This window comes from Shewanella kaireitica (assembly GCF_023284045.1).
Taxonomy (GTDB): Bacteria; Pseudomonadota; Gammaproteobacteria; order Enterobacterales; family Shewanellaceae; genus Shewanella; species Shewanella kaireitica.
Genome location: NZ_JAKIKQ010000011.1, coordinates 35005 through 57867 on the forward strand (window position 1 = coordinate 35005; position 22863 = coordinate 57867).

Genomic DNA, 22863 nt, shown 5'->3' on the forward strand with positions numbered 1-22863 from the left:
AGTCCTTCGCTTACTGAACAGAATGAAAGCAGAAAAGCGTGTTGTCAAGTATATTTTAACATCCGAGTAACATTTTACGAACAAAGTGGTACACACTATTTAGTAGGATTTATGTTATTAAATAGATAGAGTTGGATAATCAATTGGAACAAGCCAAGACTAGAGGCTAGTATTGAAGCATGAGCAGAACAGAAAATATTGAACATGTAGAAGAGAGTGTTGAGTCAGAGTTAAAACAGCCTTCTATGTATAAAGTTATTTTAAATAACGATGATTACACTCCGATGGACTTCGTTATTGAGATTTTACAGCTATTTTTTAGAAAGGATGAAGCACAAGCCACTGAAATCATGCTTGCGATTCATCATAAGGGGAAGGGGATTTGCGGTATTTACCCTTTTGGTATTGCTGAAACTAAGGTCGCTCAGGTAAATCAGTTTGCAAGACAAAACGAACATCCGTTATTGTGTTCTTTAGAGGAGGCCTAATTTGGTTGAATCTGTTTTTAATTTTTGGGGGTGCTTATGCTAAATAAAGATCTTGAAGTCACCTTAAATCTGGCTTTTCAGCAAGCCAGAGATGCACGTCATGAATATATGACGGTTGAGCATCTACTGTTGGCATTAATCGATAACCCGGCCGCACAAGAGGCGTTAGTTGCTTGCGGAGCAAATCTCGATAAGCTCAGAGGCGAAGTCTCGAGCTTTATTCAACAAACCACGCCTATCATTGCCGATCCTGAAGAAGAGAAAGAGACGCAGCCGACACTTGGCTTTCAACGTGTGCTGCAAAGAGCGGTATTCCATGTCCAATCATCTGGGCGAAACGAAGTTACTGGCGCCAATGTCTTAGTCGCCATTTTTAGTGAGCAAGAGTCTCAAGCTGTTTATCTATTACGCTCTGGTGAAGTCACTCGTCTTGATGTGGTCAACTTTATTTCACACGGTTTTTCCAAGGACGATATTGACACCGACGCTGAACCAAACCGCATCGAAGATCAAACTGAGACAGAAGAAGAGCGCAGCATTTTGTCGCAATTTACCTCTAACTTAAATGAGTTAGCTAAAAAAGGTGAAATTGACCCACTTATCGGCCGAAGTGAAGAGATAGAACGCTCTATTCAAACTTTGTGCCGTCGTCGTAAGAATAACCCGTTATTAGTGGGTGAAGCTGGCGTCGGTAAAACGGCAATAGCTGAAGGGCTTGCCTACCGTATCGTTAAAGAAGAAGTGCCAGAGGTGATGAGTGAGGCTACGGTCTACTCACTTGATCTTGGCGCATTGCTGGCTGGTACTAAGTATCGTGGTGACTTTGAAAAACGCTTTAAAGGTTTACTCAAAGAACTCGCAAATGATGAGCATGCGATTTTGTTTATTGATGAGATCCATACCATTATCGGCGCGGGCTCAGCCTCTGGTGGCGTCATGGATGCGTCAAACTTATTAAAGCCATTATTGTCGAGCGGCAATTTGCGCTGTATGGGATCTACAACCTTCCAAGAATACCAAAGTATTTTTGAGAAAGACCGTGCACTGGCTCGTCGTTTCCAGAAAGTGGATATCAATGAACCGTCTGTCGCTGAGACGACTAAAATCCTTCAAGGGTTAAAGTCGACCTACGAGGACTACCACAATGTTCGCTACACCATGGCGGCATTGAGTATTGCAGCGAAACTATCAGACAAGCACATTAATGATAGACATCTGCCCGATAAAGCCATTGACGTTATCGATGAAGCGGGCGCGCGCATGGCTATGTTGCCAGCCAGCAAACGCAAAAAGACCATTGGCCAAAGCGAAATTGAAATTATCATCGCCAAAATGGCACGTATTCCTGAGAAGTCGGTATCGAGCTCTGACAAGGATATGCTTAAGAATCTAGAGCGTAACCTTAAGATGGTTGTGTTCGGTCAGGATATGGCGATTGAGGGGCTTAGTTCAGCGATTCGTTTATCTCGAAGTGGTCTTGGTGGCGAAAATAAGCCTGTAGGTAGCTTCTTGTTTGCAGGCCCTACGGGGGTCGGTAAAACTGAGGTCACGAGTCAGTTGGCAAAATGCCTCGGACTGAGTCTAGTGAGATTTGACATGTCTGAGTACATGGAAAGTCATACCGTGTCGCGTCTTATTGGTGCGCCTCCAGGATATGTGGGTTATGACCAAGGTGGCTTGTTAACCGATGCCGTGATTAAGAACCCTCATTGTGTGGTGCTACTCGATGAGATAGAGAAAGCGCATCCCGATGTTTATAATTTGCTACTACAAGTGATGGATCACGGTACATTAACGGATAATAACGGCCGTAAGGCAGACTTTAGGCATGTGACCTTGGTGATGACCACTAATGCTGGTGTACAGGAGACTATTCGTAAATCGATAGGCTTTAAGCAGCAAGATCACACTCAAGACGCGCTGTCGGAAATCAACAAGGTGTTTTCACCTGAGTTCCGTAACCGTTTAGATTCTATTATCTGGTTTAATCACCTTGATATGACTGTTATCGCTAAAGTGGTTGATAAGTTCCTGGTTGAGCTACAAGCACAGTTAGATGATAAGTCTGTAACACTTGAGGTTAGTGATGAGGCGAGAACGCTTCTGGCTGAAAAGGGTTACGACAAGTCGATGGGGGCAAGACCAATGTCACGCGTTGTGACGGACCTAATTAAACGTCCGCTTGCAGATGCAATACTATTTGGCGATCTAGAGAAAGGCGGTATCGCTCGTGTTGATGTGAAGGGCGATGAGATTGTCATTAAAGCGCAATCACAAGAGAAAGCCGTGCATTAATGCTGCGATAGGAGTGAAGTCGATAATGATACACAGGCTTCACTCTTTAGCTGCTATTATCTTGATTAGTGTTACTCAAATAACAGACAACAAAAAGCCGGCGCAAGCCGGCTTTTTAAATACGTTATAGGCTAATAATAACTTAGCGTGAACGGAAGACGATGCGTCCTTTGCTCAAATCGTAAGGGGTCAGCTGAACCGTTACCTTGTCACCCGTAAGAATACGGATATAGTTTTTACGCATTTTTCCTGAAATGTGTGCCGTTACGACATGACCATTTTCAAGTTCTACACGAAACATTGTATTTGGCAAGGTTTCAAGGATTGTGCCTTGCATTTCAATGTTGTCTTCTTTCGCCATTAATCAGTTATCCTGTTTAGCCTTCAAATATTAAAAACGGGCGTATCATGCCGCAAATTCACCTCGCTGTAAAGAAAAGGTTGAGTGAATCACGGCTGTAGAGGCGTTATAGTTTATTTGCTTATGTTTTTGATCTCAATCTCAGTAACCCAGCCTGAGTGGGTGAGAATTTGATGAGGTCGGTAGTCTCGCTTGTAATTCATCTTTCTCGATTCATCAATTTGATAACCCAAGTACAAAAATTGCTTTTGCATCATCTTAGCTATCTTGGTCTGCAATAAGATTAGCAGACTCCCCAAGGAGCGCTTATGTTCATCGGGATCAAAATAACTGTAGATAGCAGATAAGCTATTTGGCAGTACGTCAGTGACCGCTACACCGATCAGTTTGTTATCAATCGACAGTTCGATAAACAGTGGTTGCGTCCAGCTTGCAGTTGCAAAACTATCATATTGCTCAGGCGTTGCTGGAAACATAGCGCCATCAGCGTGGCGTGTATTAACGTAGCGCTCATAGAGGGCATACTGCTCATCTGTTTTATGGTCGACTATTTTCCAGCTTAAATCTTGGTTATTTTTTAGAGTACGTTTCTGTCTTTTTGACAGTTTGAACTCGTCAATTTCGAGCCTAATCGGTAAGCAAGCTGTGCAATGAGGGCATTGGGGCTTATAGATCATGCTACTACTGCGGCGAAACCCTAAGGCCAGCAGTTGTTCAAATAATCCAGCATCAATGATCTCCTCTTGTAGTACCAAGAGTTGCTCTTGCTGCTCATCTAAATAGCTACAAGGAAAGGTTTTGGTTCTGCCGACCGTAATCGGTCTTGATTTAGAGTTCAATCGGTACCTCTGCAGTTAACCAGCTATCAGGGTTTACGTCGCCGTCTCTTAGGTGCTTGAGTAATGTGAGAAAGTCTTTACGCTTTATTGATTTAGCCCCCAAGCTGTCTAAATGGGGATTTTCAACCTGCGCATCAATAAGTTTAAAGCCACATCGCAAAAGGTGCTGCTGTAATACGATCATAGCAGCTTTGGAGGCGTTAGTGCGAAGATGAAACATTGATTCGCCGCAAAAGACCTGCCCAATAGCGAGCCCATAAAGGCCTCCTATGAGGACATCGTCTTCCCACACCTCAATCGAATGTGCATGACCTTGCTGATGTAAACTCAGATACGCCTGTTGGATGTCAGCAGAAATCCAAGTTTCCTCTTGCTTGGCTCTAGGTGCCGCGCAGCCTTGAATTACAGCAGTAAACTGTTTATTGATGCTAAAAGTCCATGGTTGTTTTTTTAGGTATTTGACTAAACTACGGCTAACTCTCAAATTTCCTGGTGCAAAAACAGCGCGAGGATCGGGTGACCACCATAGTATGGGATCATCTTGGTTGAACCATGGGAAAATTCCGTTGTAATAAGCGTTTAATAGCCTTTCTGGCTGCAGATCGCCACCCACTGCAAGTAACCCGTTAGGGTCGCTCAGTGCTTGCTCAGGTGGCGGAAAACCTTGTTGATCTTGATTTAAATAGGACAGTGAGTTCACAATTGAGTAAAATTAGGCAATGTACATACCTTTAAGTTAGCGGAAAAAAGCCTATGTTGAAACCTCATCTTATTGTTTTTATGGTTCTCAGTTTGTTTTTGAGCATACCTCAACTCAGCGCAGCGCCTTATGATCGCAATCAAGCTGTTCCTGTTGAAAAAGTTGAATTTGGTCAAGTCGCATCAGTCAGAAATATCACTGAAAAGCAACTGGTTGAAGACCAAAATACTGGCTGGAAAACGTTTGGCGGTGCACTCATCGGTGGCGTGATAGGACATCAATTTGGTGGTGGTTCAGGCCAAGATGTCGCAACGGTGCTTGGCGCACTCTTAGGCGCTGGCATCGGTAATCGTTACGGTGATAGTTCATATTACCAAGAGCTTAAATTAGTCGAAATGATGATTACTTTGGACAGTGGCGAGCAAGTTATGGTTATTCAAGATTTAGATCAAGGAATGATTTTTAACGTCAATGATGAGGTTCGAGTGGTTTACCTCAAAGGTTATGTCAGAGTTGACCAACAGATGTAATCGGCAACGCTTCAGTTGATTGAAATTTAAGCGCAGTCAAGTAAAACTGCGCTTTTTTATTGTTTAAAATGTTACTAAGACATTCTTATTGCGGGATTTAAACAAACGAATAGCTACTTTGGCTTAGTTTCAAAATCGTAGATTCAATCAACTCGAGCTGCTTTTGAAACTCTATTTCGTCGCATGTGCCACCAATACTGAGCCGAATATGATTATGATGATTATCAAAGTCATCACCATCACGAATGAGTATACCTTCGGCGGCTAGCGCTGCGACAACATGATGAGATTTAAGTGGCAGAGCAAGCTTCAACCAGCCATTAAGGCCACGCCATGTCTGAGTTAACTTTAAACGTTCCCCCATGGCGATACATAGTTGCTGTCTTTGTGCTATTTGTAGCTCTCTATCTCCCATGTACGCCTTATTACTAATAATGCGGCAGGCAAGCTCGGTGTTAAGGGGCGATACCATCCAGCATTGGCTATAAAGTGCCTGTTTAATTTTAGCCAGTAACGGCAGTGGACAAAGCAGGAAACCTTGACGTAGCCCACCACAAAACAGCTTCGATAAACTAGATAGGTAAACCACCTTGTGCTGCTGCTCATCATCAGTGGATGCTTGATCTAGGCACCACATCGGCGTGTGCCATTCTTTAGGCAAACAGTAGTTCACATCGTCTTCAATAATGACCACATCATATTGGCGTGCTAGAGCAATAATGGTTTGCCTTTGTTGCAGATTGTATTGAATGCATGTTGGATTCTGATTGTTAGGGGTTAGATAAACAGCTTTTGGTTTATAGCGCACTATTTGACGTTCTAACTCAGCAAGGTTTAGTCCCTCTTGGGTCAAGGACACTCTCTCAATATTGAGCCCGAGTTGCTGCGCAGCGACTTTTATTCCGGGATAGCAGTTTTCTTCACACAGCAGGTGGTCACCCGCATTCATCAATCCATTTAAGACTGCAAAAATACCTTGCTGGGCGCCGTGACTAAAAACAATTTGCTCTGCAGTTTGAGGTATTTGACGCCTGTGTAGCCACTGGCTGAAATTGAGCTGATGTTGTGGCAGCGGGTCCGCATGGTATTGCATCAGTTGGCTAATCGTATGTGGCTCTTTAGCAAGCTCGCTTAAAGCATCACTAATAATACCGATTTGATTGGTTAGCGGTTGTTCGCAAGTAGCAAAGTTAGCCTGTTGCGGTTTTGAGTGATATCGAGTGCCTTTTACAAAGGTGCCAGCGCCCACTTTTGCATACACATAACCGCGTTGTTCAAGCAACGCATAAGCCCGGGTTACCGTGCCTACCGTAACAGCGACTTTATCCGCGAGTTGTCGCTGCGGTGGGAGCTTTGTGTCTGCTGGCAGTTGGCCATTTTTAATTGCTGCTTCAGCGGCCTCTGCAAGGCGAACATACAAAGGGCCTTGGTAGTTTTTAAGTGTTGGAACCCAAATTGTACCCATGACAATAAAACCATTGATCTGCTATTTGTATCGATTATTATGCGTCTAATGATTTGAGTGTGTCAATTATTGTATGCGTACAATTAGGGGGTGGAGATGAATATGGATTCACTATTTACGTTAATGGTGTCGGCGGCAATATTTTGCGCAACAATGACCATGACGCCTGGGCCCAACAATATTTTGCTCGCGACATCAGGCGCTAATTTCGGTGTGAAACAAACATTGCCGCATATTATCGGCATCCGAGTTGGCCAAACAATGTTGCATATCGCGATTTTGTTGGGACTTGGTGGCTTATTTCAGTCATGGCCGCTATTGCACTCAGTGTTGAAGACGGCATCGGTCATGTATTTATTGTTTCTTGCATATAGAGTGATGACTTTGCCAGTAGACGATGATTTTGACGTGCAGGATAGAAAACCTATGTCAATGAAAGAGGCTGCATTGTTTCAATGGATAAACCCAAAAAGCTGGATGGCAACGATAACGCTTTGTACCGCATTTACGGTAGGTGGTGATGGTTACTGGGCAAGTGCGTTACTAGGCTTATTAGTGTTTAATATTGTCGGCTTTCCAGCTTCGTTCACGTGGGTGGTGTTAGGCGCTGCAATAAAAGACAGACTCAATTCAACTAAGCGTCGACGTTATTTCAACTGGAGTATGGGGGGCTTACTGGTGGTAACGATCCCTTTAATCACCATATGAAGTCGCAGTAACTGATAGCCACCAACTAGCAATTTGTCCTACTGATTGATGGATTGAAACCAATATTAAAGCAAAAGCTAACAGCCTGAAATGGATGTTAGCTTTTTGCAAGGGAGTGTAAATGCAAAAAAAGCATTAGCTTTTAGGCTGTTGATATTTATCAAACCACCACAGAATATGAGCAACTTTAGACATCAAGTTGCTTGGGCGTTTGTATATACCATGAGGCGCATCCGGAATTCTCACCATCGCGGTATCAATATTACGCAGTTTTAGTGCTTGGTAGAACTGCTCTGTTTCTGCGATAGGTGTTCGCTTATCAGCTTCACCTGTTAACAACATCGTTGGAGTCGAGACATTACCAACATAGCTAATAGGAGAGAGCTTCATATAGTGCAGAGGATCTTCCCAAGGCATTTTCTCAAACCAATTTTTAATCACGAAAGGATAAATGTCAGTCGTTAATGCAAAACTAAACCAATTAATTACTGGTTTTGCCACCACAGCTGCTTTGAAGCGGTCAGTATGACCGACTATCCAAGCAGTTAGTACGCCGCCGCCTGAACCACCCGTTACAAATAGGGCTTGTTGATCAATTGATTCCTCTGCAATGACTCCGTCAACGACTGACATAAGATCATCGTAGTCTTGACTTGGGTAATTGTTATAGATGCTTTGGGCAAACTCTTTTCCGTAGCTATCACTGCCCCTAGGGTTAGCATAAACAACAACATAGCCACTAGCGGCCATTAACTGAATCTCGGCCGAAAAATGTGGTCCATAGTTGGTGACAGGGCCACCATGGATTTCAAGAATGAGTGGAAACTTTTTACCAGCCTTTTTCTCTGCGGCATAACCTGGCGGGTAAGCAACCCAGGCTTGAATATTACGTCCATCGAAAGACGATTTCACATTGAGTTCGCGAATATTTGCTAAGGTTTTATGATCGAGAGCATCACTATTGAGGTTTGTTAGCTGGGTGGTTCTCCCTTTTCGATTAATGGAGATATCTGCCGGACGCTGCGGATCTGAATAAGTGAAAGCGATCGTCCCATTTTGGGCGACGTCAAATTCACTGCCAGTATAAGGGCGTCCAAATGACAAACCGCCTAAATTTTTTGCAACGACACTTTTTTTACCTTTAAGGGGTTGATAGGCCACATAAGTTTCACCTCTATCGTGGTAACTCATGTAAACGGCTTTACTGTTATTAGCCCACTGAATGCTATTGACGGAACGATCAAAGTTAGCGGTTAAAGAGCGTTTATCTGAACCGTCGAGGTTCATTACATATAACTCAGTATTTTCGTAATTCTTATGATTCTGATCAGAGCCCAAATAGGCAATCATTTTGCCATTGGGAGAGACGGTAGGGTGATTATCAGGTCCATTGCGGGTTGTTAGTGGTGTACTTTGCAAGTTTGCAATATTAAGCGCATAGATGTTGCTGTCAGTCCATTCTAACTCGCTCTCATCGCGGGTATTCGCTGAGTAGATGATTTGCTGACCATCTTTGCTCCAGCTCAAATGGCTACGGTGGTCAATGGTACCATATGTCAGTTGCCGAGCAGCGCCACCATCGGCGGACATGACAAATATTTGGCTATTACCAGGCTTAGTGAAGCCCGTTCCATCAAAGCGATAGTACATTTCATCAACGTATACCGCGGGTTTAGCCCATTTGGCATTTTTAGGCTTGCCGGGCAGAGTAACTACCGATTTTGCCTGTGTATCTACGAAGCGAGTAAATGCTAGGTATTTACCATCGGGCGACCAAGAGATATTTGATGGGGCATGATCTAAATGACTCATTTGGCCTGATGCACCTGTCTCTAGCCACTGCATATGAATTTGTGCTGAGCCACTCGCTGTTGAGATATATGCAAGCTTAGTATTATCGGGTGAAAGGACGGGGGAAAAGTCGGAGTGCAAGCCGTTGGTTACTGGTGTTAGGTTTTTATCCTTGTCGACTTTCCAAATGTTGCCCAGTTTTTTGTCTGTGAGTATGTCCATATAATTGCGAACAAAAAAGACCTCATCACCTTTATTATTGATTTCAAGATCAGATGCATACTCAAGGTTAAACACATCTTCTAACTGCAAAATTTTAGGTGGTTGTGACAAAAGCGATGAATTAGATTGAGCATTGGATTCTGCTGCAATGACCATTGTTGTAGAAAGTGGTGCGATCATCAGTGCTATATAGATGCCGATCTTCATTGTTATCCCTTAAAATTAGCGGTGCTTTATTTTGCCAAAGTCTGTTATTTCTCTGTGCTTGGCATTCATATTCTTGAGTGTTCCTTGTGCTATCTGTCAAATTAGCACATGTAATATAAATGGTGAAACTATGTGAACTTACATTTACATTAAACTGTATTTAGGTATATTCATAACGATTGAATGTAACTAAAGATGATAATTCCAATGAAAAAAACTGAGCCGAAACTGTCTAAACTTTCAAACCGAATAAGCGTTCTTACATTGTTGATATCAGCCTCAATAAGTCAGGCAGCGCTAGCTCAGACTCAGGTTATACATGCCGGAGAGTTATTATCTATTCCAGGTAATGCACCGTTAAAAAATTATACTGTGGTGGTTGAAGAGGGAGCGATTACTGCCGTTAAAAAAGGTTTTCTTCCTGCCAATGAATTTGCTAGCGACGCCAAGCTTATCGACTTAAGTGATAGCTTCGTGATGCCGGGCTTAATGGATATGCATGTGCATTTGCAGATGGAACTAGGGCCTGACAATATCGCCGATACGGTTAAATTGTCTGATGCAGATGTGGCGATGAAAAGTGTTCATTATGCTAAAACAACATTAATGTCAGGCTTCACGACTGTGCGTGATCTATTGAGTGAACCCGAACAAATGTACGCCCTTCGTGACGGTGTAGAGAAAGGCTGGATTGATGGGCCGAGAATTATTGCAGCAGCAGGGATCTCGATAACTGGCGGGCATTTAGATGTTGACGGAATGGCGCCAGATCTATTGGCAATGAAGTCATCGAAAATGCTCTGCGATGGTCCTTTTGAATGTAGAAAAATGACCCGTAATGCGATTAAGTATGGCGCTGATGCAATTAAAGTTGCCTCAACAGGAGGCGTGTTATCTAACACAAATACAGGAACGGGTCAGCAGATGACCAACAATGAACTCAAAGAGATCGTTGAGACTGCCCATGCTTTGGGGCGCAAAGTTGCCAGTCATGCCCATGCCGCTGAAGGGATAAATGCTGCCTTACGTGCAGGGGTTGACAGTATTGAACATGGCAGTTACTCCGATGAAGAGTCGATAAAGCTGTTTAAAAAGTCGGGTGCCTATCTAGTTCCGACTTTACTTGCAGGCGCTACCGTTGTGGAAATGGCGAATACCTCAGACTTTATGGCTGCGCCAGTTAAAGCAAAAGCGATTAGAGTGGGCGCAGATATGCTCGATAACTTTAATACTTCCTATAAAGCAGGCGTAAAAATAGCTTTTGGCACCGATAGTGGTGTGTCTAAACATGGAATTAATGCCCAAGAAGCGGTGTTGATGTATCAGGGCGGAATGACCACGGCAGATATCTTAAAATCGGCAACGGTAAACGGCGCAGATCTTATCGGCATGAGCGACAAATTAGGCACCATAGAGGTGGGCAAGTACGCTGATATTATTGCTACAGATGCAAGCCCATTAAATGATATTGAGCAGCTGCTTGATGTAGATTTTGTGATGAAAGGTGGTAAAGTTTACAAGCAATAACGGTGTTACATGCCATTAAAAGGAGCTAATGCTCCTTTTAAACGTTTAATCGACCTACTTTTCTCCGCCAAAAATAAACTCTTGCTCGCTTTCAAGCCAAGTGGGAAATTTTTGCATGATTGTCGTAAACGCTTCGCTTTGTAAATGGTTTGCTAACCATTGCTGTACGTTTTTGTAGTCTGTTTGCTCGAACCAAGCTTTATCAACATGTGCAAATTGTCTGATGAAGGGGTAGATGGCGTAATCTGCAATGCAGGGTCCTTGACCGAACAGCTGCGGGTGCTTATCAAGTAAGGTTTCTAATTGCTGTACAAATAACTCACCTTGTTGACGGTAATACTGCTGACTGTGCTCAGGAAAACGGTCTGCGTATTTGTATTTATCCAACCAAGACTTAAAGACCTGATCGTTATACTCAATTAACGCTTTGGCTGCCTCTTGCTTCGCGCTGTTGTTTGTCAGTAACAGATCGTTCGGGTCATTTTGTGAAAGCGCCCAGCACATGATCTCAAAGCTCTCCTCTATTACAGCACCATTTTGCAATATTAATACAGGCACCGTGCCCTTTGGCGACAGGGCAAGCATTGCTTCAGGTTTATGCTTCAATACTATTTCGCGTAAGCTAACAGCTCTATTTGCCAGGTATATTCCAAGTCTAGCGCGCATTGCGTAAGGGCAGCGTCTAAATGAGTACAATGTCGGTAAGGTCATATTATTTATTTTAGATAAACTATTTTGAATAAAACGATGTCCCTATTTTTAACCGCCTACAAGGAAATAACAATCAATATTAACTGATTTAGCTGTCGCCTAAGTAAAGAGGATTTAGCCAGTATTCACTTATTAATATACAGACAATAGCTATCTGAATTCATCGAACCATAAAGGCCTTACTTTTTATACCTGTTTGTAGTGGTGTGATTCAGGTAGAATCCGCGGTTAATTTTGAGTGGTGGCTCACATTTTTGCCGCTGCTATCGTCAATGCACTGAAGATTAAGCTTCAGCTAGCAGTAAATGAGGTTTGTATGTCAAAAGTTGTTGTGTGTGCTATGTATAAGTTTGTCTCTCTGCCAGACTTTGAACGGTTCCAAAAGCCATTACTGAGTGTCATGGAAGAATCTGGCATTAAGGGAACGTTACTGCTTGCGAAAGAGGGGATTAACGGCACAGTGGCGGGCTCACAAAGCGCAATTGATGCATTACTCGTATGGTTAGCGACTCAGCCTGGGCTTGATAACATCGTACATAAACTGTCTTTTGACGAGGAGATGCCTTTTTATCGCACCAAGGTTAAACTCAAAAAAGAGATTGTGACCATGGGCGTTGAAGGGATTGACCCCAATGAAGTGGTGGGTACTTATGTTAAGCCAAAAGATTGGAATGAATTGATTTCTGATCCTGAAGTACTGCTAGTCGATACTCGCAATGACTACGAAGTCAAAATCGGCACTTTTAAAAATGCACTTGATCCACAAACTGCAACGTTTAGAGAGTTTCCTGAATACGTTAAGCAGAACCTAGATCCTGCAAAGCATAAGAAAGTTGCTATGTTTTGTACCGGTGGTATCCGCTGCGAAAAATCAACAGCTTACCTGAAAGAGCAGGGCTTTGAGGACGTATATCATCTTGAAGGTGGCATTTTAAAGTACCTTGAGGAAGTTAAACAGGAAGAGAGCATGTGGGAGGGGGAATGCTTTGTATTTGATAATCGTGTTGCAGTTAATCATGATCTTGAAAAAGGGCAGTATGACCAATGTAATGCTTGCCGCATGCCTATCACTGAAGCCGAAAAAGTATCACCGCAGTTTGAACAAGGGGTTAGTTGCCCTCACTGCATCGATAAAGTTACCGATAAACAGCGAGAGCGATTTTTAGAGCGTGAACGTCAAGTCCAGCTGTCAAAACAGCGTGGCGAAGCTCATATCGGTAGCGATGTCAGTGCCGTGATTGAGTCTCGTAGAGCTAAGAAAGAGCAGTTGAAAAAATCCCAAAATGAAAAACGTGCATAGTTTACACTTCCGTTAATTAGAGGCAGCAATTAGGCTGCCTTTATACTGCTTACTGCTTACTGCTTACTGCTTACTGCTTGTTACTCGTTTCAACAGCTTTCTTTTTGGCAAGCACTGCTGACTTTTCATCAGTATTCATCACGCCATTAAGCAGGTCCATCGGCAGAGGGAACAGAATGGTTGAATTTTTCTCTCCGGCAATTTCAGTTAAAGTTTGCAGGTATCTCAATAAGATTGCATTGGGTTCTGTGGCCAATGTTGTCGCCGCTTCAACCAGTTTACTGGATGCTTCCATCTCGCCAGACGCGTGGATCACCTTCGCGCGACGTGTTCTTTCTGCCTCAGCTTGACGGGCTATGGCTCTTATCATTGTCTCGTTAAGATCAACATGCTTTATCTCGACGTTAGAGACTTTAATGCCCCAATCATCTGTTCGACTATCTAAAATGCCTTGAATGTCGGCGTTGAGCATCTCGCGGTTAGCGAGCATTTCATCAAGCTCATGCTGACCCAAGACAGATCGCAATGTGGTTTGTGCCAGTTGCGATGTTGCTTGTAGAAAGTCTTCGACATTTATAATTGCCTTTTGGGAGTCAATGACTCGAAAATACAATACAGCATTGACTCTTACGGAGACATTGTCGCGGCTGATTACATCCTGACTTGGCACATCCATCACCACCGTTCTTAAATCAACTCTTACCATCTGTTGAATAAATGGAATGACAATGACTAATCCTGGGCCTTTTACTTGCTGGAAGCGACCTAAAAGGAAAATAACGCCTCTTTCGTATTCTCTTAAGATCCTAAATACACTGAGAAGCAGCGAGATAATAATAAACAGCATTACCCCAGTGAATATCGTGCCGTTAGTGATGAGTGGTTCCATTAGAAGTCTCCTTAGGGTCAACTATCGATACCTGCAACGACAGACCGTTGATGTCGTTAACAGTAACGCGCTGACCTTTGCTGAGTGCTTGCGAGCTAATCGCATGCCAACGTTCACCGTTTAGCAATACAAAACCTTGGTCTTCAAAGTCGTCGATAACAGCCGCAGTGGCACCGATAATCGCCTCTTGTCCTGTTACCACGGCGTTTTTTCTCATACGTAATATAAAGCCCAATGCGAACACGAAAAACAGTAAGCTAATGAAAGCAATAGTACCGATCAGAATTGGGGAGACTTGGAATTGTGGTTGCGGTGTATCAAACAGAAATATAGAACCGACCACAAATGCTGCAATGCCTCCCACACCAAATATGCCAAAGCTTGGCACCATAGATTCGGTTATGAGCAACACGATTCCTAACATCAATAACGCTAGCCCCGCGTAGCTCAATGGCAACATTTGGAATGCATAAAGGGCAATAATCAGTGAAATGGCCCCTGTTATCCCAGCGACACCGATACCTGGACTATAAAACTCCAGTAACAGACCGTAGACACCAATGATCATTAAAATATAAGCAATATTAGGGTTAGTGATGGTGGCGATAAATTGATTTTGCCAGCTCGGCTGTTTATTCACTAAGGCAGCACCTTTTAGATTTAAAGTCATTTTTACATCGCCTAACTCAATCACCTTGCCATCTAGGTTCCTGGCCAGTTGCTGAGGTGACTCTGCGATCAAATCAATCACATTTAGCGCTAAGGCTTCTGTTGCGGTTAATGTGGCAGCTTCTGTTACTGCGAGCTCTGCCCATTCTTGGTTTCTGCCGCGTAGCTGTGCTAACGAGCGTATATAGGCGATGGCATCGTTAAGGATTTTCTTCTCCATGGCAGAGGGACTTGGCTTTTCAGGTGTGTTATCTCCCTCTTTATCTGCTGGATTGATTTTATCGGGGGAGGGGGCGCTGGGCCCCATTTGCACGGGCGTTGCAGCCCCTAAGGTTGTAGCCGTTGCCATCGCTGCGACATGACACGCGTATAACATGTAAGTACCAGCACTCGCGGCTCTGGCGCCTTTAGGGTATACCAAACATGCAACGGGAATATTGGAGGTCAAAATCGTTTGATTGATAGCTCGTAGACTAGAGACTAAGCCGCCAGGTGTATCTAAAGTGATAATGATCAATGGCACATTTTGCTGTTGGTTGGCGGCATTAATTTCAGTGGTTAGTTGCTTACCAACCGCAGGCCCAATTGCCCCTTTAATGCTAACTACAGGTATTTCAATACCAAGCGTATTTTCATCCGCACTTTGCACTCCCACGCAAAGTAGGGCTGTGAAAATCACTAATAGGGCTAGCTTCCAGCGATGCATAATTAAACCTTAATGAATGCTTTAGTCGAATTCCTATGTCGGCTAAGGGGAGTCATTTAAGTTTAGTCTATTTTTGTCAAGAACACTGGGTTGTCTGGGCTTGAATTGTGAAACGTTTGCTAGCTGATTGCTGAGTAAAAGGGGGGCTGGATATGATCTGTTTTATCTGTTTCTGCTTATGAACTTGTTAGGCCTGAGTAGAAATTGCTCTTAGAAATAATTTTTAAAAATAACGCTTTTTGCATCCGATTAACTGTGCTATTTTTCACGGCTTTTTTACGATTAACGGGATAGACTCATGTTTGTTGGATTTGACTATGGTAGTGCCAATTGCGCGATTGGTATTATGCAAGGTGAAGAGGTCTGTTTAGTCCCGCTTAGTGGTGATGCTAAGTATTTAACTTCAACGTTATATGCGATGGACAGAGAGCTAATTGCCGAAGAAGTACTGAAGCAACTACCTGCAGATCAAAAGGCTGAATATACCCGTTTACGCTCGGCTCAATTGAGCCGCGCCGCATCCATGCGCCGCGAGCTAGATCTGTTACCCCATGAGCAAGCAGTATTCGTTGGCGAAGCCGCTGTAGAAGCTTACCTCGAGATGCCTGATGAAGGCTTTTATGTTCGCTCGCCTAAATCATTCCTCGGTGCGACAGGGCTAAGGGACAATCAAATCGCATTGTTTGAAGATATCGTCACCTTAATGATGATGCATATTAAAACAGTTGCTGAAAAAAATATGTTTGGAAACGGCGTGATCACTCACGCGGTCATTGGCCGTCCTGTTAATTTTCAAGGTATAGGCGGTGAGCAAAGCAATCTACAAGCAGAAGCTATTTTATCTTTAGCGGCTAAACGTGCAGGCTTTATCGATGTGGACTTCCTCTTTGAACCCCTCGCAGCCGGAATGGACTATGAAGCCTCATTAGATGAAGATGTTACTGTGCTGGTGGTCGATGTGGGCGGTGGCACTACAGATTGCTCTATGGTTAAAATGGGGCCTAGTCATATTGATAGTGCAAATCGAAGCCAGGACTTTCTAGGCCATAGTGGCCAGCGTATCGGCGGTAATGACCTTGATATTGCACTGTCAATGGCCGCATTCATGCCGCATCTAGGTTTAGGCAGCTTAATGGTCAATAAGCTACCAGTGCCAAGTAAACCATTTTGGAATGCTGTAGCTGTCAATGACATTAGCGCGCAACGAGATTTCGCTGCTTTGAACTCCAAAAAGCTCATCGAAGAGTTAATTAAAGATGCACAACAACCAGAGCTAATCACGCGTTTGCTAAAAGTGCAAAAAGAGCAGTTAGGCTATAAATTGGTTCGTAGTGCAGAGCAAAGTAAAATAGCGCTTTCTAGCGAAGACAGCATTGATACACCACTGAGCTTTATCCATGCAGGTTTGCATGCCAAGGTGACAGAAGTTGATTTTGAAAATGCGATTACCATGCCACTGAGTAAAGTAGAGTCGCTGATGCGAGAAGCATTAGAGACCTCAGGGGTTAAGCCCGACAGAATTTACGTCACAGGCGGCACGGCTCGTAGCCCAGCTATATACCGCAGGATCTCAGGTTTATTCCCTGATATTCCGATTGTCGTTGGCGATCACTTTGGTAGTGTGACGGCTGGATTAACCCGTTGGGCGCAAAGAGTATTTTCGTAGCGCTTTGTTATTCTAATTGGTTTGAAGATAAGCTAAATGCTCAGCGATTTGCTTTCGAATGAGTATGCAATTTTAATAAGGAAAAGTGATGAAAAAGTTAGCGTTATTAAAAGCGGGATTGCTTGGGGTTATTGCCAGCGCTACTTTAGTGGGATGCGGTGATGATGTTGGCAAGGTCAGCCTAGGCTTGTTTACCACCAAAGATGTGATAATTGATGCCCGTCATGATCCCAAAGTGGCTGGCGTAACATGTCATATTAGCCGCATAGAAGCTAATCTCAGCTTGGCTGACCCGTCTGATATGAGCATCTCTTGTCGTCAGACTGGGCCAATCTCTGCCGCTGATATCGCGGATATTGATAAGAGTAAAAATGGCGAAGTGGTGTTCAAAGCGTCACTGAGCGTTTTATTCAAGACACTTAAAGTAAGGCGTATTTACGATGCTGAGAATCAAACCTTACTTTACTTGTCATATTCGACCAAAGAGACTAATGGTAGTCATAAGCATGCCTTGTCTACAGTGCCGTTATACGGCACTCAAGCTTGGGTTGAACCTGTTACCATGCCCGCTAATTAGATTAAACGGCGTTATTTAACTGCTTTAGGTTACAGATAAATGGCGCCTGTTTGATTGGATCTCATCGATTAAACTTTAATTACTGTTAATGACACTATTAGCGGTACCGGCAACTGAGTCATAAACTATTTTTATTTCTGCTGTTTCACGGCCAGCGGTGTCATTGAGTGTGCGTAGCACATAACTACATTCGGTTAGCCCTGTAGGATTGCTATCAGCTTGGTGGCGGTAGGCTTGAAAGTTACTGCCATTGTCGACACTGGATAGTGATACGCTAGCGGGATCTTCAATTAAAGTATTCCACAAATCAACACAGCCTTGCTCTCCTTGGCCAATATTGGTTGGTTGTCCCATTGGTTCGCCCTTATCAATACCCAAAGGGAAGCCATTAGCATTCATATCAAGTTCATCACCAGCATAGCCAGGCAGATTATTCATAGGGTCATTGCCACCGACTATTTGCCAGCGAGTGTGACTGAAGGTGATAGCCTGTTGAAATGAGGCTGCTATCGCTTTTACGCGGCTGATCTCAGCGTCACGTTTAAAATCAACAAACTTTGGCGCAGCGATCACTGCCAAAATGCCCAATACGATAATGACTACAACTAACTCAATCAGTGTAAATCCTTTAACTTTATTCTTTGCGGCCATGCAATGTTTTCTTCCAACTAAGATGTGGTAATGAGCTTAATAGTAATTGATTTGTTAATAAACAAAAATAAAAAACCGCCACAGTGGCGGTTTAATCTTAGCTTCCTACATGATTGTTCTGTTTACTTAATACTGAAGCTGCCCTGCATAATTGCCCAATGACCTGGGAAAGAGCAGAAGAAACGGTAGTCATCTTTTGGATCTAAATCTGTGATACTAAAAGTAATGCTGGTTGATTCGCCACCGCCAATAATGTCGGTATGAGCGATGACTCTAGTATCTTCAGGTTTTACATAGCTATTGCCTGCGCCAGCGGCCATGCCTTCATTTGCAATTGCTTGCATATCAGCAGCTTTACTAAGCACCCAGTTATGCCCCATTGCAGATTTAGGCAATTGGCCGCTATGAGTTAACGTGAGAGTAACTTCTTTGCAGCTAGCAGGTACAGATAGCTGCTTTTTATCGAACTGCATCGTATCTGTTGCTGAAATAGATAATCCACACTCGTTTGCGAAACTTGTGTTGCTAAATAACATGAGTGCCATAGCGGTGATAAACGTAGTGATAGAACGCATAGTTTTTCCTTAGTTGATTAAGTTAAAAGCCGAAGCATATTAGAACAAAAGCACCTTAATGAGAATGATAAGTAATAGTAAATAAGTTAAAGACCGTTATGCAGCTATGTTGGTGGTTATAAAAGGGTGGGTAATTTGTCGTTTTTATTCAATCATCCGGTCTCGATGGTTGTTATTGTTTGATCACAGGAAAAGCGAAGCTTTAGGGCTGAGCGCGAAATATGTATTTTCGATTACAATCGACATACTATTGAACTTGAACGACTTTAGATATTTGGAATGGAGAATGGCGTTGGAACAGCAGACTATCACGCTAACACAGCTCGGTTGGCGACCTTTTTTTCAACAGCAGCTTAGCCTAGAGGAGCTAACTGAGCTCAGTATTGGCCGAGTGGTTGAGCAACATCGTAGTCATATCGTGGTGTTGAGTGAAGCTGGGAATTTACAGCTAACGCTGCCTCCGCAGTCTGAACGTGTCTGTGTGGGAGATTGGGCACTATTCGACGATTCAAACAGGCTCGTGCGTCATTTAGAGCGTCAGTCATTGTTTCAGCGTAAAGCGCCTGGCAGTAAAGTGGCCACCCAGCTAATTGCAGCTAATGTCGACAGCGTGATGATTGTTTGTTCGCTTAATCACGATTTTAACCTTAGCCGCATTGAGCGCTATCTTGCACTTGCAAAAGAGGCGCAAGTTGAGCCTGTGGTGGTACTGACTAAAAGCGACTTGTGCAGTGATGTAGATGATAAACGTCAGCAAGTACAGCAGCTTGATCCCTTTATGATGGTACATGCAGTTAATGCATTAGATGATGAAAGCCTGCAAGGTCTAGCGGCTTACTGTCAAACGGGCAAAACCGTGGCGTTTTTAGGCTCTTCTGGTGTGGGTAAGTCAACGCTTGTTAATGGGCTAATGGGGTTCGAGGCTCAACTCACCAGTGGCGTACGTGAAGATGATAGTAAAGGTCGTCACACTACCACCTCAAGAGCGCTTAAGTGGCTCCCACAAGGAGGATTGCTGATGGATACTCCTGGTATGCGAGAGCTGCAACTTAGCGATTGTGAGCAGGGGGTTAATGATACCTTTAGTGAAATTGTCGACTTAGCACAGCAATGCAGATTTGGTGACTGTAGTCATGAAAGTGAGCCAGGTTGCGCAGTTCAGGCTGCACTGAATGATGGTCAACTTGATGAACGCCGTTTAAACAGCTATCGAAAGCTAATGCGTGAGCAAGCTTTAAATAGCGCAACCTTAGCGGAAAAACGCGCTAAAGATAAAGCACTCGGAAAAATGATCCAAGGTGTACAAACTGCTTCTAGAAAATTAAAGAAGAATTATTAAATCTGTTCATGGAGCTTGAGCGAATAGCCATTAAGGCTATTGTTTGCCAGTTTTTGGTTGAGTGTTCAAATCTTAATTTCAAAGGCCTATTTAAATAGCCGCTATTCTTATCTAGCTGTATTTCACTCTTTAGATCTACTCAAAGACCCCGCCAATAGCCAATGCGGTTGTGGGGTCTGCTTTTGGCTGTTTTAACTCAAATTAGGTAATTTTGTTACATCACTGTTCATTTTGTGCGCTAAAACACCTTCAATGACAATTTATTTGTCACAGATCGTGTTTTTTAGCATTCAAAAAGGTTAATTTAGCGTCCTTAATATAAAACACTGTGTTCTTTTATAGTAAAAGTATATGTGTCGTTAAAGAGAGGGCTTTATGGAACATCGTTGGCAAATAGCTATTTCTGCAGGATTACTTGCCGCTGTATGGGCTGGGTTCGCTGATGTATTTCAACTTGTTACTTGGATAGGTTTTCTTGGCTGCAGTACCTTTTTTGCACAAACAGAGTCAGGTGCGAAGGGAATGCTAATGGCAATGACCACTAATCTCTCTGGTGTTTTCTGGGGCTGGCTCATTATTTCTGGTAGCAGTTTCTTTGTCTCTCCTCTGTTTGGATATGCCTTCACTGGGATTGCGACTGCAGCAATGTGTTTACAAGCCAGTTATCAAAAACTGGCTTTTATACCTGGAGCCTTTATCGGTTGCTGCATCACTTTTGCTATGGGTGGCGATATCGCTGCCATTTTACCGCCATTGCTGCTTGGTGCGATGCTTGGTTACAGCATGAGTTTGTTCACTGCCCAGCTAATCTCTCTTACTCAGAAGTTACAAACCATGCTTGCACAAAACACTGCGAAAGAGTCGTAAGGTTATCTTAAATAGAGCACTTCTGGGCCTTGCACCCTAAAGAGTGCATGAATTATTTAATGCTTATAAATGGTCGAAGGTTAAGGCCAAGGGAACTTCACGATGAAGCAAATTAGTTTTCGAACTGTCGATGCTGTATTAATCAAGCTCAGCCTTAATGGTAAATTTTGGGCAATCTGCACTATGGTAACCCTTATCACTCTAGGGGTTGCAGTCACCAATTATTTTAATAGCACACAACAGATAGAGGCCGCATCAATTGAGCGGGCTCAAGCGACTGTCGATGCTTATGCGTCTGTTGCTAATAGTCTTAATCTGGACGATGCTGCACTTGCTGATTTTGCCGCTGAAAATGGCTTAACTGTTGGTTACCTTCAAAAATCAAATCGAGTTAACAACAAGGTTACCGTGAGTGCTAACCTTGTATCAGAGCAGCTTGTTTATAGCGCCAATGTCGCTAAGTGGGAGCAAGACGCGCTGTCACAAGCTAATATGATGTTGTTACTTTCATTATTAGGCTTGCTGCCTTTGTACCTGGTGAGTTACTGGGTGTCTACCTCGTTAGGTGGGGGCTTATGGGATATGTATCAAGCGATAAAAAGGTTGGCGGACGGTGACTTAAGCTTTAGGCTCAACTTTTTTGGCAAAGACGATTTTAGTTTAATCGCCCGTGAAATTGACCGCAGTGCCGACAACATGAGTGAAATGGTGTCGGCCATAGCTAAAAATGCAGAAACACTTGCTCATGCAGCGAACGAGTTTCAGCAACAAGCAGGTCAAAATGAGCAGCTTACTCATGCTCAGCATCAATTTCTTGATACTGTTGCGGTGGCTATGTCACAAATGACGGCCGCTGTTGAAGAAGTATCAGCAAATGCATCAAGCACTTCAGAGCAAACTGAAATTAACTCCTCTCAGGCGGCTAACAGTAAAGTACAGTTAACTGAGGCTGTTGCGAGCATAGGTATATTAACCGAGAGGATCTCAGAAGCTTCTATTTCTGTTGAAGATCTCTCCCATGCTGCGACTCAAATTGGTGAGGTCGTGACTACCATTAATGGTATTTCTGAACAAACAAACCTATTGGCGCTTAACGCGGCAATTGAAGCGGCGAGAGCCGGTGAGCAGGGACGAGGTTTTGCTGTCGTTGCTGATGAAGTTAGAACCCTTGCTAGCCGCACACAGCAAGCGACAGTGGAAATTCAATCTATGATTGAAGGCCTACAAACTGGCACCCAAAAACTCAGCACCATTACAGGCGATATCGTATCCCAAGCAGATAAAGGCCGCGAAGCGATTATTTCCGTTAGCAATGATGTTGACAGCATGGCGTTATCAATTAGTACGGTATTTGATATGAGTGCACAAATCGCGGCGTCATCAGAGGAGCAAAGCGTAGCCTCAAGAGAGATCGCATCACAGCTAAATGATATTCGCGGACAAGCTGAAACAATAAAAGAAACCACAGGTCATTCTATTAGCTTAGCCGCTGACTTGAATGATGCATCAAATGGTTTAGATCAGCTTTTAGGGCAATATACCTTAGCAAAGACGAAGCTCGAAAGATCAACAGCCGCTAACTAATGCATACTCGCTTGGGTTGAAGCATACAAAAAAGCAGAGTAATACCAATCAGTATAAAGATTTGATCGCTCAGCGAGAGTAGATCAACTTCTTATACTGATTGGTATAAGGCTCTGCTTTTTTGTGGCTGTATTTCGTTCAAGCTATTCTTTTTCTAAAATAATTTGTAATATTTTTGTTGTTTTGCCTTTCTCTT

General features: G+C 43.4%; 21 protein-coding genes. 11 read left to right on the forward strand and 10 right to left on the reverse strand.

What is annotated here, in order from left to right; genetic code table 11:
• Nucleotides 1-179: 179 nt before the first annotated feature.
• A complete protein-coding gene (clpS, locus tag L2730_RS13870) occupies nucleotides 180-488 on the forward strand; it encodes an ATP-dependent Clp protease adapter ClpS (RefSeq protein WP_020912009.1) in 309 nt (102 codons plus the stop codon).
• A gap of 36 nt (nucleotides 489-524) precedes the next feature.
• Nucleotides 525-2783, forward strand: coding sequence for an ATP-dependent Clp protease ATP-binding subunit ClpA (gene clpA, locus L2730_RS13875; RefSeq protein WP_248975136.1), 2259 nt, complete (start codon nucleotides 525-527; stop codon nucleotides 2781-2783).
• 142 nt (nucleotides 2784-2925) lie between these two features.
• Here clpA and infA read toward each other — a convergent pair whose 3' ends face one another.
• The 3 genes from infA to aat form a co-directional block, all read right to left on the reverse strand.
• Nucleotides 2926-3144: a translation initiation factor IF-1 gene (gene infA / locus L2730_RS13880; RefSeq protein WP_005500725.1), complete on the reverse strand. Its 219-nt coding sequence runs from the start codon at nucleotides 3142-3144 to the stop codon at nucleotides 2926-2928.
• A 113-nt stretch (nucleotides 3145-3257) separates the two neighbouring features.
• Entirely contained in the window at nucleotides 3258-3983 is a 726-nt protein-coding gene (locus L2730_RS13885; RefSeq protein WP_248975137.1) for an arginyltransferase, read from the reverse strand.
• Entirely contained in the window at nucleotides 3973-4683 is a 711-nt protein-coding gene (aat, locus tag L2730_RS13890; RefSeq protein ID WP_248975138.1) for a leucyl/phenylalanyl-tRNA--protein transferase, read from the reverse strand. The genes L2730_RS13885 and aat overlap by 11 nt, the downstream gene beginning before the upstream one ends.
• A 53-nt stretch (nucleotides 4684-4736) precedes the next feature.
• Here aat and L2730_RS13895 point away from each other — a divergent pair, with 53 nt between their 5' ends.
• Nucleotides 4737-5213, forward strand: coding sequence for an outer membrane lipoprotein (locus L2730_RS13895; RefSeq protein WP_248975139.1), 477 nt, complete (start codon nucleotides 4737-4739; stop codon nucleotides 5211-5213).
• Nucleotides 5214-5310: 97 nt separating this feature from the next.
• Here the strand turns inward: L2730_RS13895 and L2730_RS13900 are convergent, their stop codons facing one another.
• Nucleotides 5311-6678, reverse strand: coding sequence for an aminotransferase-like domain-containing protein (locus tag L2730_RS13900; protein ID WP_248975140.1), 1368 nt, complete (start codon nucleotides 6676-6678; stop codon nucleotides 5311-5313).
• 102 nt (nucleotides 6679-6780) lie between these two features.
• Between L2730_RS13900 and L2730_RS13905 the strand changes: the two genes are divergently transcribed.
• Nucleotides 6781-7386, forward strand: a complete 606-nt coding sequence (locus L2730_RS13905) for a LysE family translocator (RefSeq protein ID WP_248975141.1) — start codon at nucleotides 6781-6783, stop codon at nucleotides 7384-7386.
• 135 nt (nucleotides 7387-7521) lie between these two features.
• Here L2730_RS13905 and L2730_RS13910 read toward each other — a convergent pair whose 3' ends face one another.
• The gene (locus L2730_RS13910) at nucleotides 7522-9606 is read right to left on the reverse strand and encodes a S9 family peptidase (RefSeq protein ID WP_248975142.1); all 2085 of its coding nucleotides are present in this window, start codon (nucleotides 9604-9606) and stop codon (nucleotides 7522-7524) included.
• 207 nt (nucleotides 9607-9813) lie between these two features.
• Between L2730_RS13910 and L2730_RS13915 the strand changes: the two genes are divergently transcribed.
• The gene (locus tag L2730_RS13915) at nucleotides 9814-11133 is read left to right on the forward strand and encodes a metal-dependent hydrolase family protein (RefSeq protein ID WP_248975143.1); all 1320 of its coding nucleotides are present in this window, start codon (nucleotides 9814-9816) and stop codon (nucleotides 11131-11133) included.
• 54 nt (nucleotides 11134-11187) lie between these two features.
• Here L2730_RS13915 and L2730_RS13920 read toward each other — a convergent pair whose 3' ends face one another.
• Nucleotides 11188-11844, reverse strand: a complete 657-nt coding sequence (locus L2730_RS13920; protein ID WP_248975144.1) for a glutathione S-transferase — start codon at nucleotides 11842-11844, stop codon at nucleotides 11188-11190.
• 316 nt (nucleotides 11845-12160) lie between these two features.
• Between L2730_RS13920 and trhO the strand changes: the two genes are divergently transcribed.
• Nucleotides 12161-13144: an oxygen-dependent tRNA uridine(34) hydroxylase TrhO gene (gene trhO / locus L2730_RS13925; RefSeq protein ID WP_248975145.1), complete on the forward strand. Its 984-nt coding sequence runs from the start codon at nucleotides 12161-12163 to the stop codon at nucleotides 13142-13144.
• A gap of 70 nt (nucleotides 13145-13214) precedes the next feature.
• Here trhO and L2730_RS13930 read toward each other — a convergent pair whose 3' ends face one another.
• Nucleotides 13215-14033: a slipin family protein gene (locus L2730_RS13930; RefSeq protein WP_248975146.1), complete on the reverse strand. Its 819-nt coding sequence runs from the start codon at nucleotides 14031-14033 to the stop codon at nucleotides 13215-13217.
• On the reverse strand, nucleotides 14014-15408 hold the full coding sequence (locus L2730_RS13935; RefSeq protein ID WP_248975147.1) for an NfeD family protein: 1395 nt from the start codon (nucleotides 15406-15408) through the stop codon (nucleotides 14014-14016). Before L2730_RS13935 ends, L2730_RS13930 begins: the two co-directional genes overlap by 20 nt.
• A 298-nt stretch (nucleotides 15409-15706) precedes the next feature.
• On the opposite strand from L2730_RS13935, the gene yegD reads away from it, so the two are divergent.
• Entirely contained in the window at nucleotides 15707-17074 is a 1368-nt protein-coding gene (yegD, locus tag L2730_RS13940; RefSeq protein WP_248975148.1) for a molecular chaperone, read from the forward strand.
• Between the two features lie 88 nt (nucleotides 17075-17162).
• Nucleotides 17163-17651: a CreA family protein gene (locus tag L2730_RS13945; protein WP_248975149.1), complete on the forward strand. Its 489-nt coding sequence runs from the start codon at nucleotides 17163-17165 to the stop codon at nucleotides 17649-17651.
• 75 nt (nucleotides 17652-17726) lie between these two features.
• On the opposite strand, the gene L2730_RS13950 is transcribed toward L2730_RS13945, so the two are convergent.
• Complete coding sequence (locus L2730_RS13950; RefSeq protein WP_248975150.1) at nucleotides 17727-18302, reverse strand: type II secretion system protein; 576 nt, start codon at nucleotides 18300-18302, stop codon at nucleotides 17727-17729.
• A gap of 122 nt (nucleotides 18303-18424) precedes the next feature.
• Complete coding sequence (azu, locus tag L2730_RS13955) at nucleotides 18425-18877, reverse strand: azurin (protein ID WP_248975151.1); 453 nt, start codon at nucleotides 18875-18877, stop codon at nucleotides 18425-18427.
• A 286-nt stretch (nucleotides 18878-19163) separates the two neighbouring features.
• Between azu and rsgA the strand changes: the two genes are divergently transcribed.
• From rsgA to L2730_RS13970, 3 genes are all read left to right on the forward strand, one after another.
• Nucleotides 19164-20216 carry a ribosome small subunit-dependent GTPase A gene (rsgA, locus tag L2730_RS13960; RefSeq protein WP_248975152.1) on the forward strand — a complete coding sequence of 351 codons (1053 nt, stop codon included), beginning with the start codon at nucleotides 19164-19166 and terminating at the stop codon, nucleotides 20214-20216.
• Nucleotides 20217-20591: 375 nt separating this feature from the next.
• The gene (locus L2730_RS13965; protein ID WP_248975153.1) at nucleotides 20592-21083 is read left to right on the forward strand and encodes a DUF1097 domain-containing protein; all 492 of its coding nucleotides are present in this window, start codon (nucleotides 20592-20594) and stop codon (nucleotides 21081-21083) included.
• 102 nt (nucleotides 21084-21185) lie between these two features.
• Nucleotides 21186-22667 (forward strand): methyl-accepting chemotaxis protein, encoded by a 1482-nt coding sequence (locus L2730_RS13970; protein ID WP_248975154.1) that lies wholly within the window; start codon nucleotides 21186-21188, stop codon nucleotides 22665-22667.
• Nucleotides 22668-22863 lie beyond the last annotated feature (196 nt).

Bases quoted from the DNA above. Each gene is read 5' to 3' on its own strand.
- clpS (WP_020912009.1), top strand. From the start codon at position 180: ATGAGCAGAACAGAAAATATTGAACATGTAGAAGAGAGTGTTGAGTCA.
- clpA (WP_248975136.1), top strand. From the start codon at position 525: ATGCTAAATAAAGATCTTGAAGTCACCTTAAATCTGGCTTTTCAGCAA.
- infA (WP_005500725.1), bottom strand. From the start codon at position 3,144: ATGGCGAAAGAAGACAACATTGAAATGCAAGGCACAATCCTTGAAACC.
- L2730_RS13895 (WP_248975139.1), top strand. From the start codon at position 4,737: ATGTTGAAACCTCATCTTATTGTTTTTATGGTTCTCAGTTTGTTTTTG.
- L2730_RS13900 (WP_248975140.1), bottom strand. From the start codon at position 6,678: ATGGGTACAATTTGGGTTCCAACACTTAAAAACTACCAAGGCCCTTTG.
- L2730_RS13905 (WP_248975141.1), top strand. From the start codon at position 6,781: ATGGATTCACTATTTACGTTAATGGTGTCGGCGGCAATATTTTGCGCA.
- L2730_RS13910 (WP_248975142.1), bottom strand. From the start codon at position 9,606: ATGAAGATCGGCATCTATATAGCACTGATGATCGCACCACTTTCTACA.
- L2730_RS13915 (WP_248975143.1), top strand. From the start codon at position 9,814: ATGAAAAAAACTGAGCCGAAACTGTCTAAACTTTCAAACCGAATAAGC.
- L2730_RS13920 (WP_248975144.1), bottom strand. From the start codon at position 11,844: ATGACCTTACCGACATTGTACTCATTTAGACGCTGCCCTTACGCAATG.
- trhO (WP_248975145.1), top strand. From the start codon at position 12,161: ATGTCAAAAGTTGTTGTGTGTGCTATGTATAAGTTTGTCTCTCTGCCA.
- L2730_RS13930 (WP_248975146.1), bottom strand. From the start codon at position 14,033: ATGGAACCACTCATCACTAACGGCACGATATTCACTGGGGTAATGCTG.
- L2730_RS13935 (WP_248975147.1), bottom strand. From the start codon at position 15,408: ATGCATCGCTGGAAGCTAGCCCTATTAGTGATTTTCACAGCCCTACTT.
- yegD (WP_248975148.1), top strand. From the start codon at position 15,707: ATGTTTGTTGGATTTGACTATGGTAGTGCCAATTGCGCGATTGGTATT.
- L2730_RS13945 (WP_248975149.1), top strand. From the start codon at position 17,163: ATGAAAAAGTTAGCGTTATTAAAAGCGGGATTGCTTGGGGTTATTGCC.
- L2730_RS13950 (WP_248975150.1), bottom strand. From the start codon at position 18,302: ATGGCCGCAAAGAATAAAGTTAAAGGATTTACACTGATTGAGTTAGTT.
- azu (WP_248975151.1), bottom strand. From the start codon at position 18,877: ATGCGTTCTATCACTACGTTTATCACCGCTATGGCACTCATGTTATTT.
- rsgA (WP_248975152.1), top strand. From the start codon at position 19,164: ATGGCGTTGGAACAGCAGACTATCACGCTAACACAGCTCGGTTGGCGA.
- L2730_RS13965 (WP_248975153.1), top strand. From the start codon at position 20,592: ATGGAACATCGTTGGCAAATAGCTATTTCTGCAGGATTACTTGCCGCT.
- L2730_RS13970 (WP_248975154.1), top strand. From the start codon at position 21,186: ATGAAGCAAATTAGTTTTCGAACTGTCGATGCTGTATTAATCAAGCTC.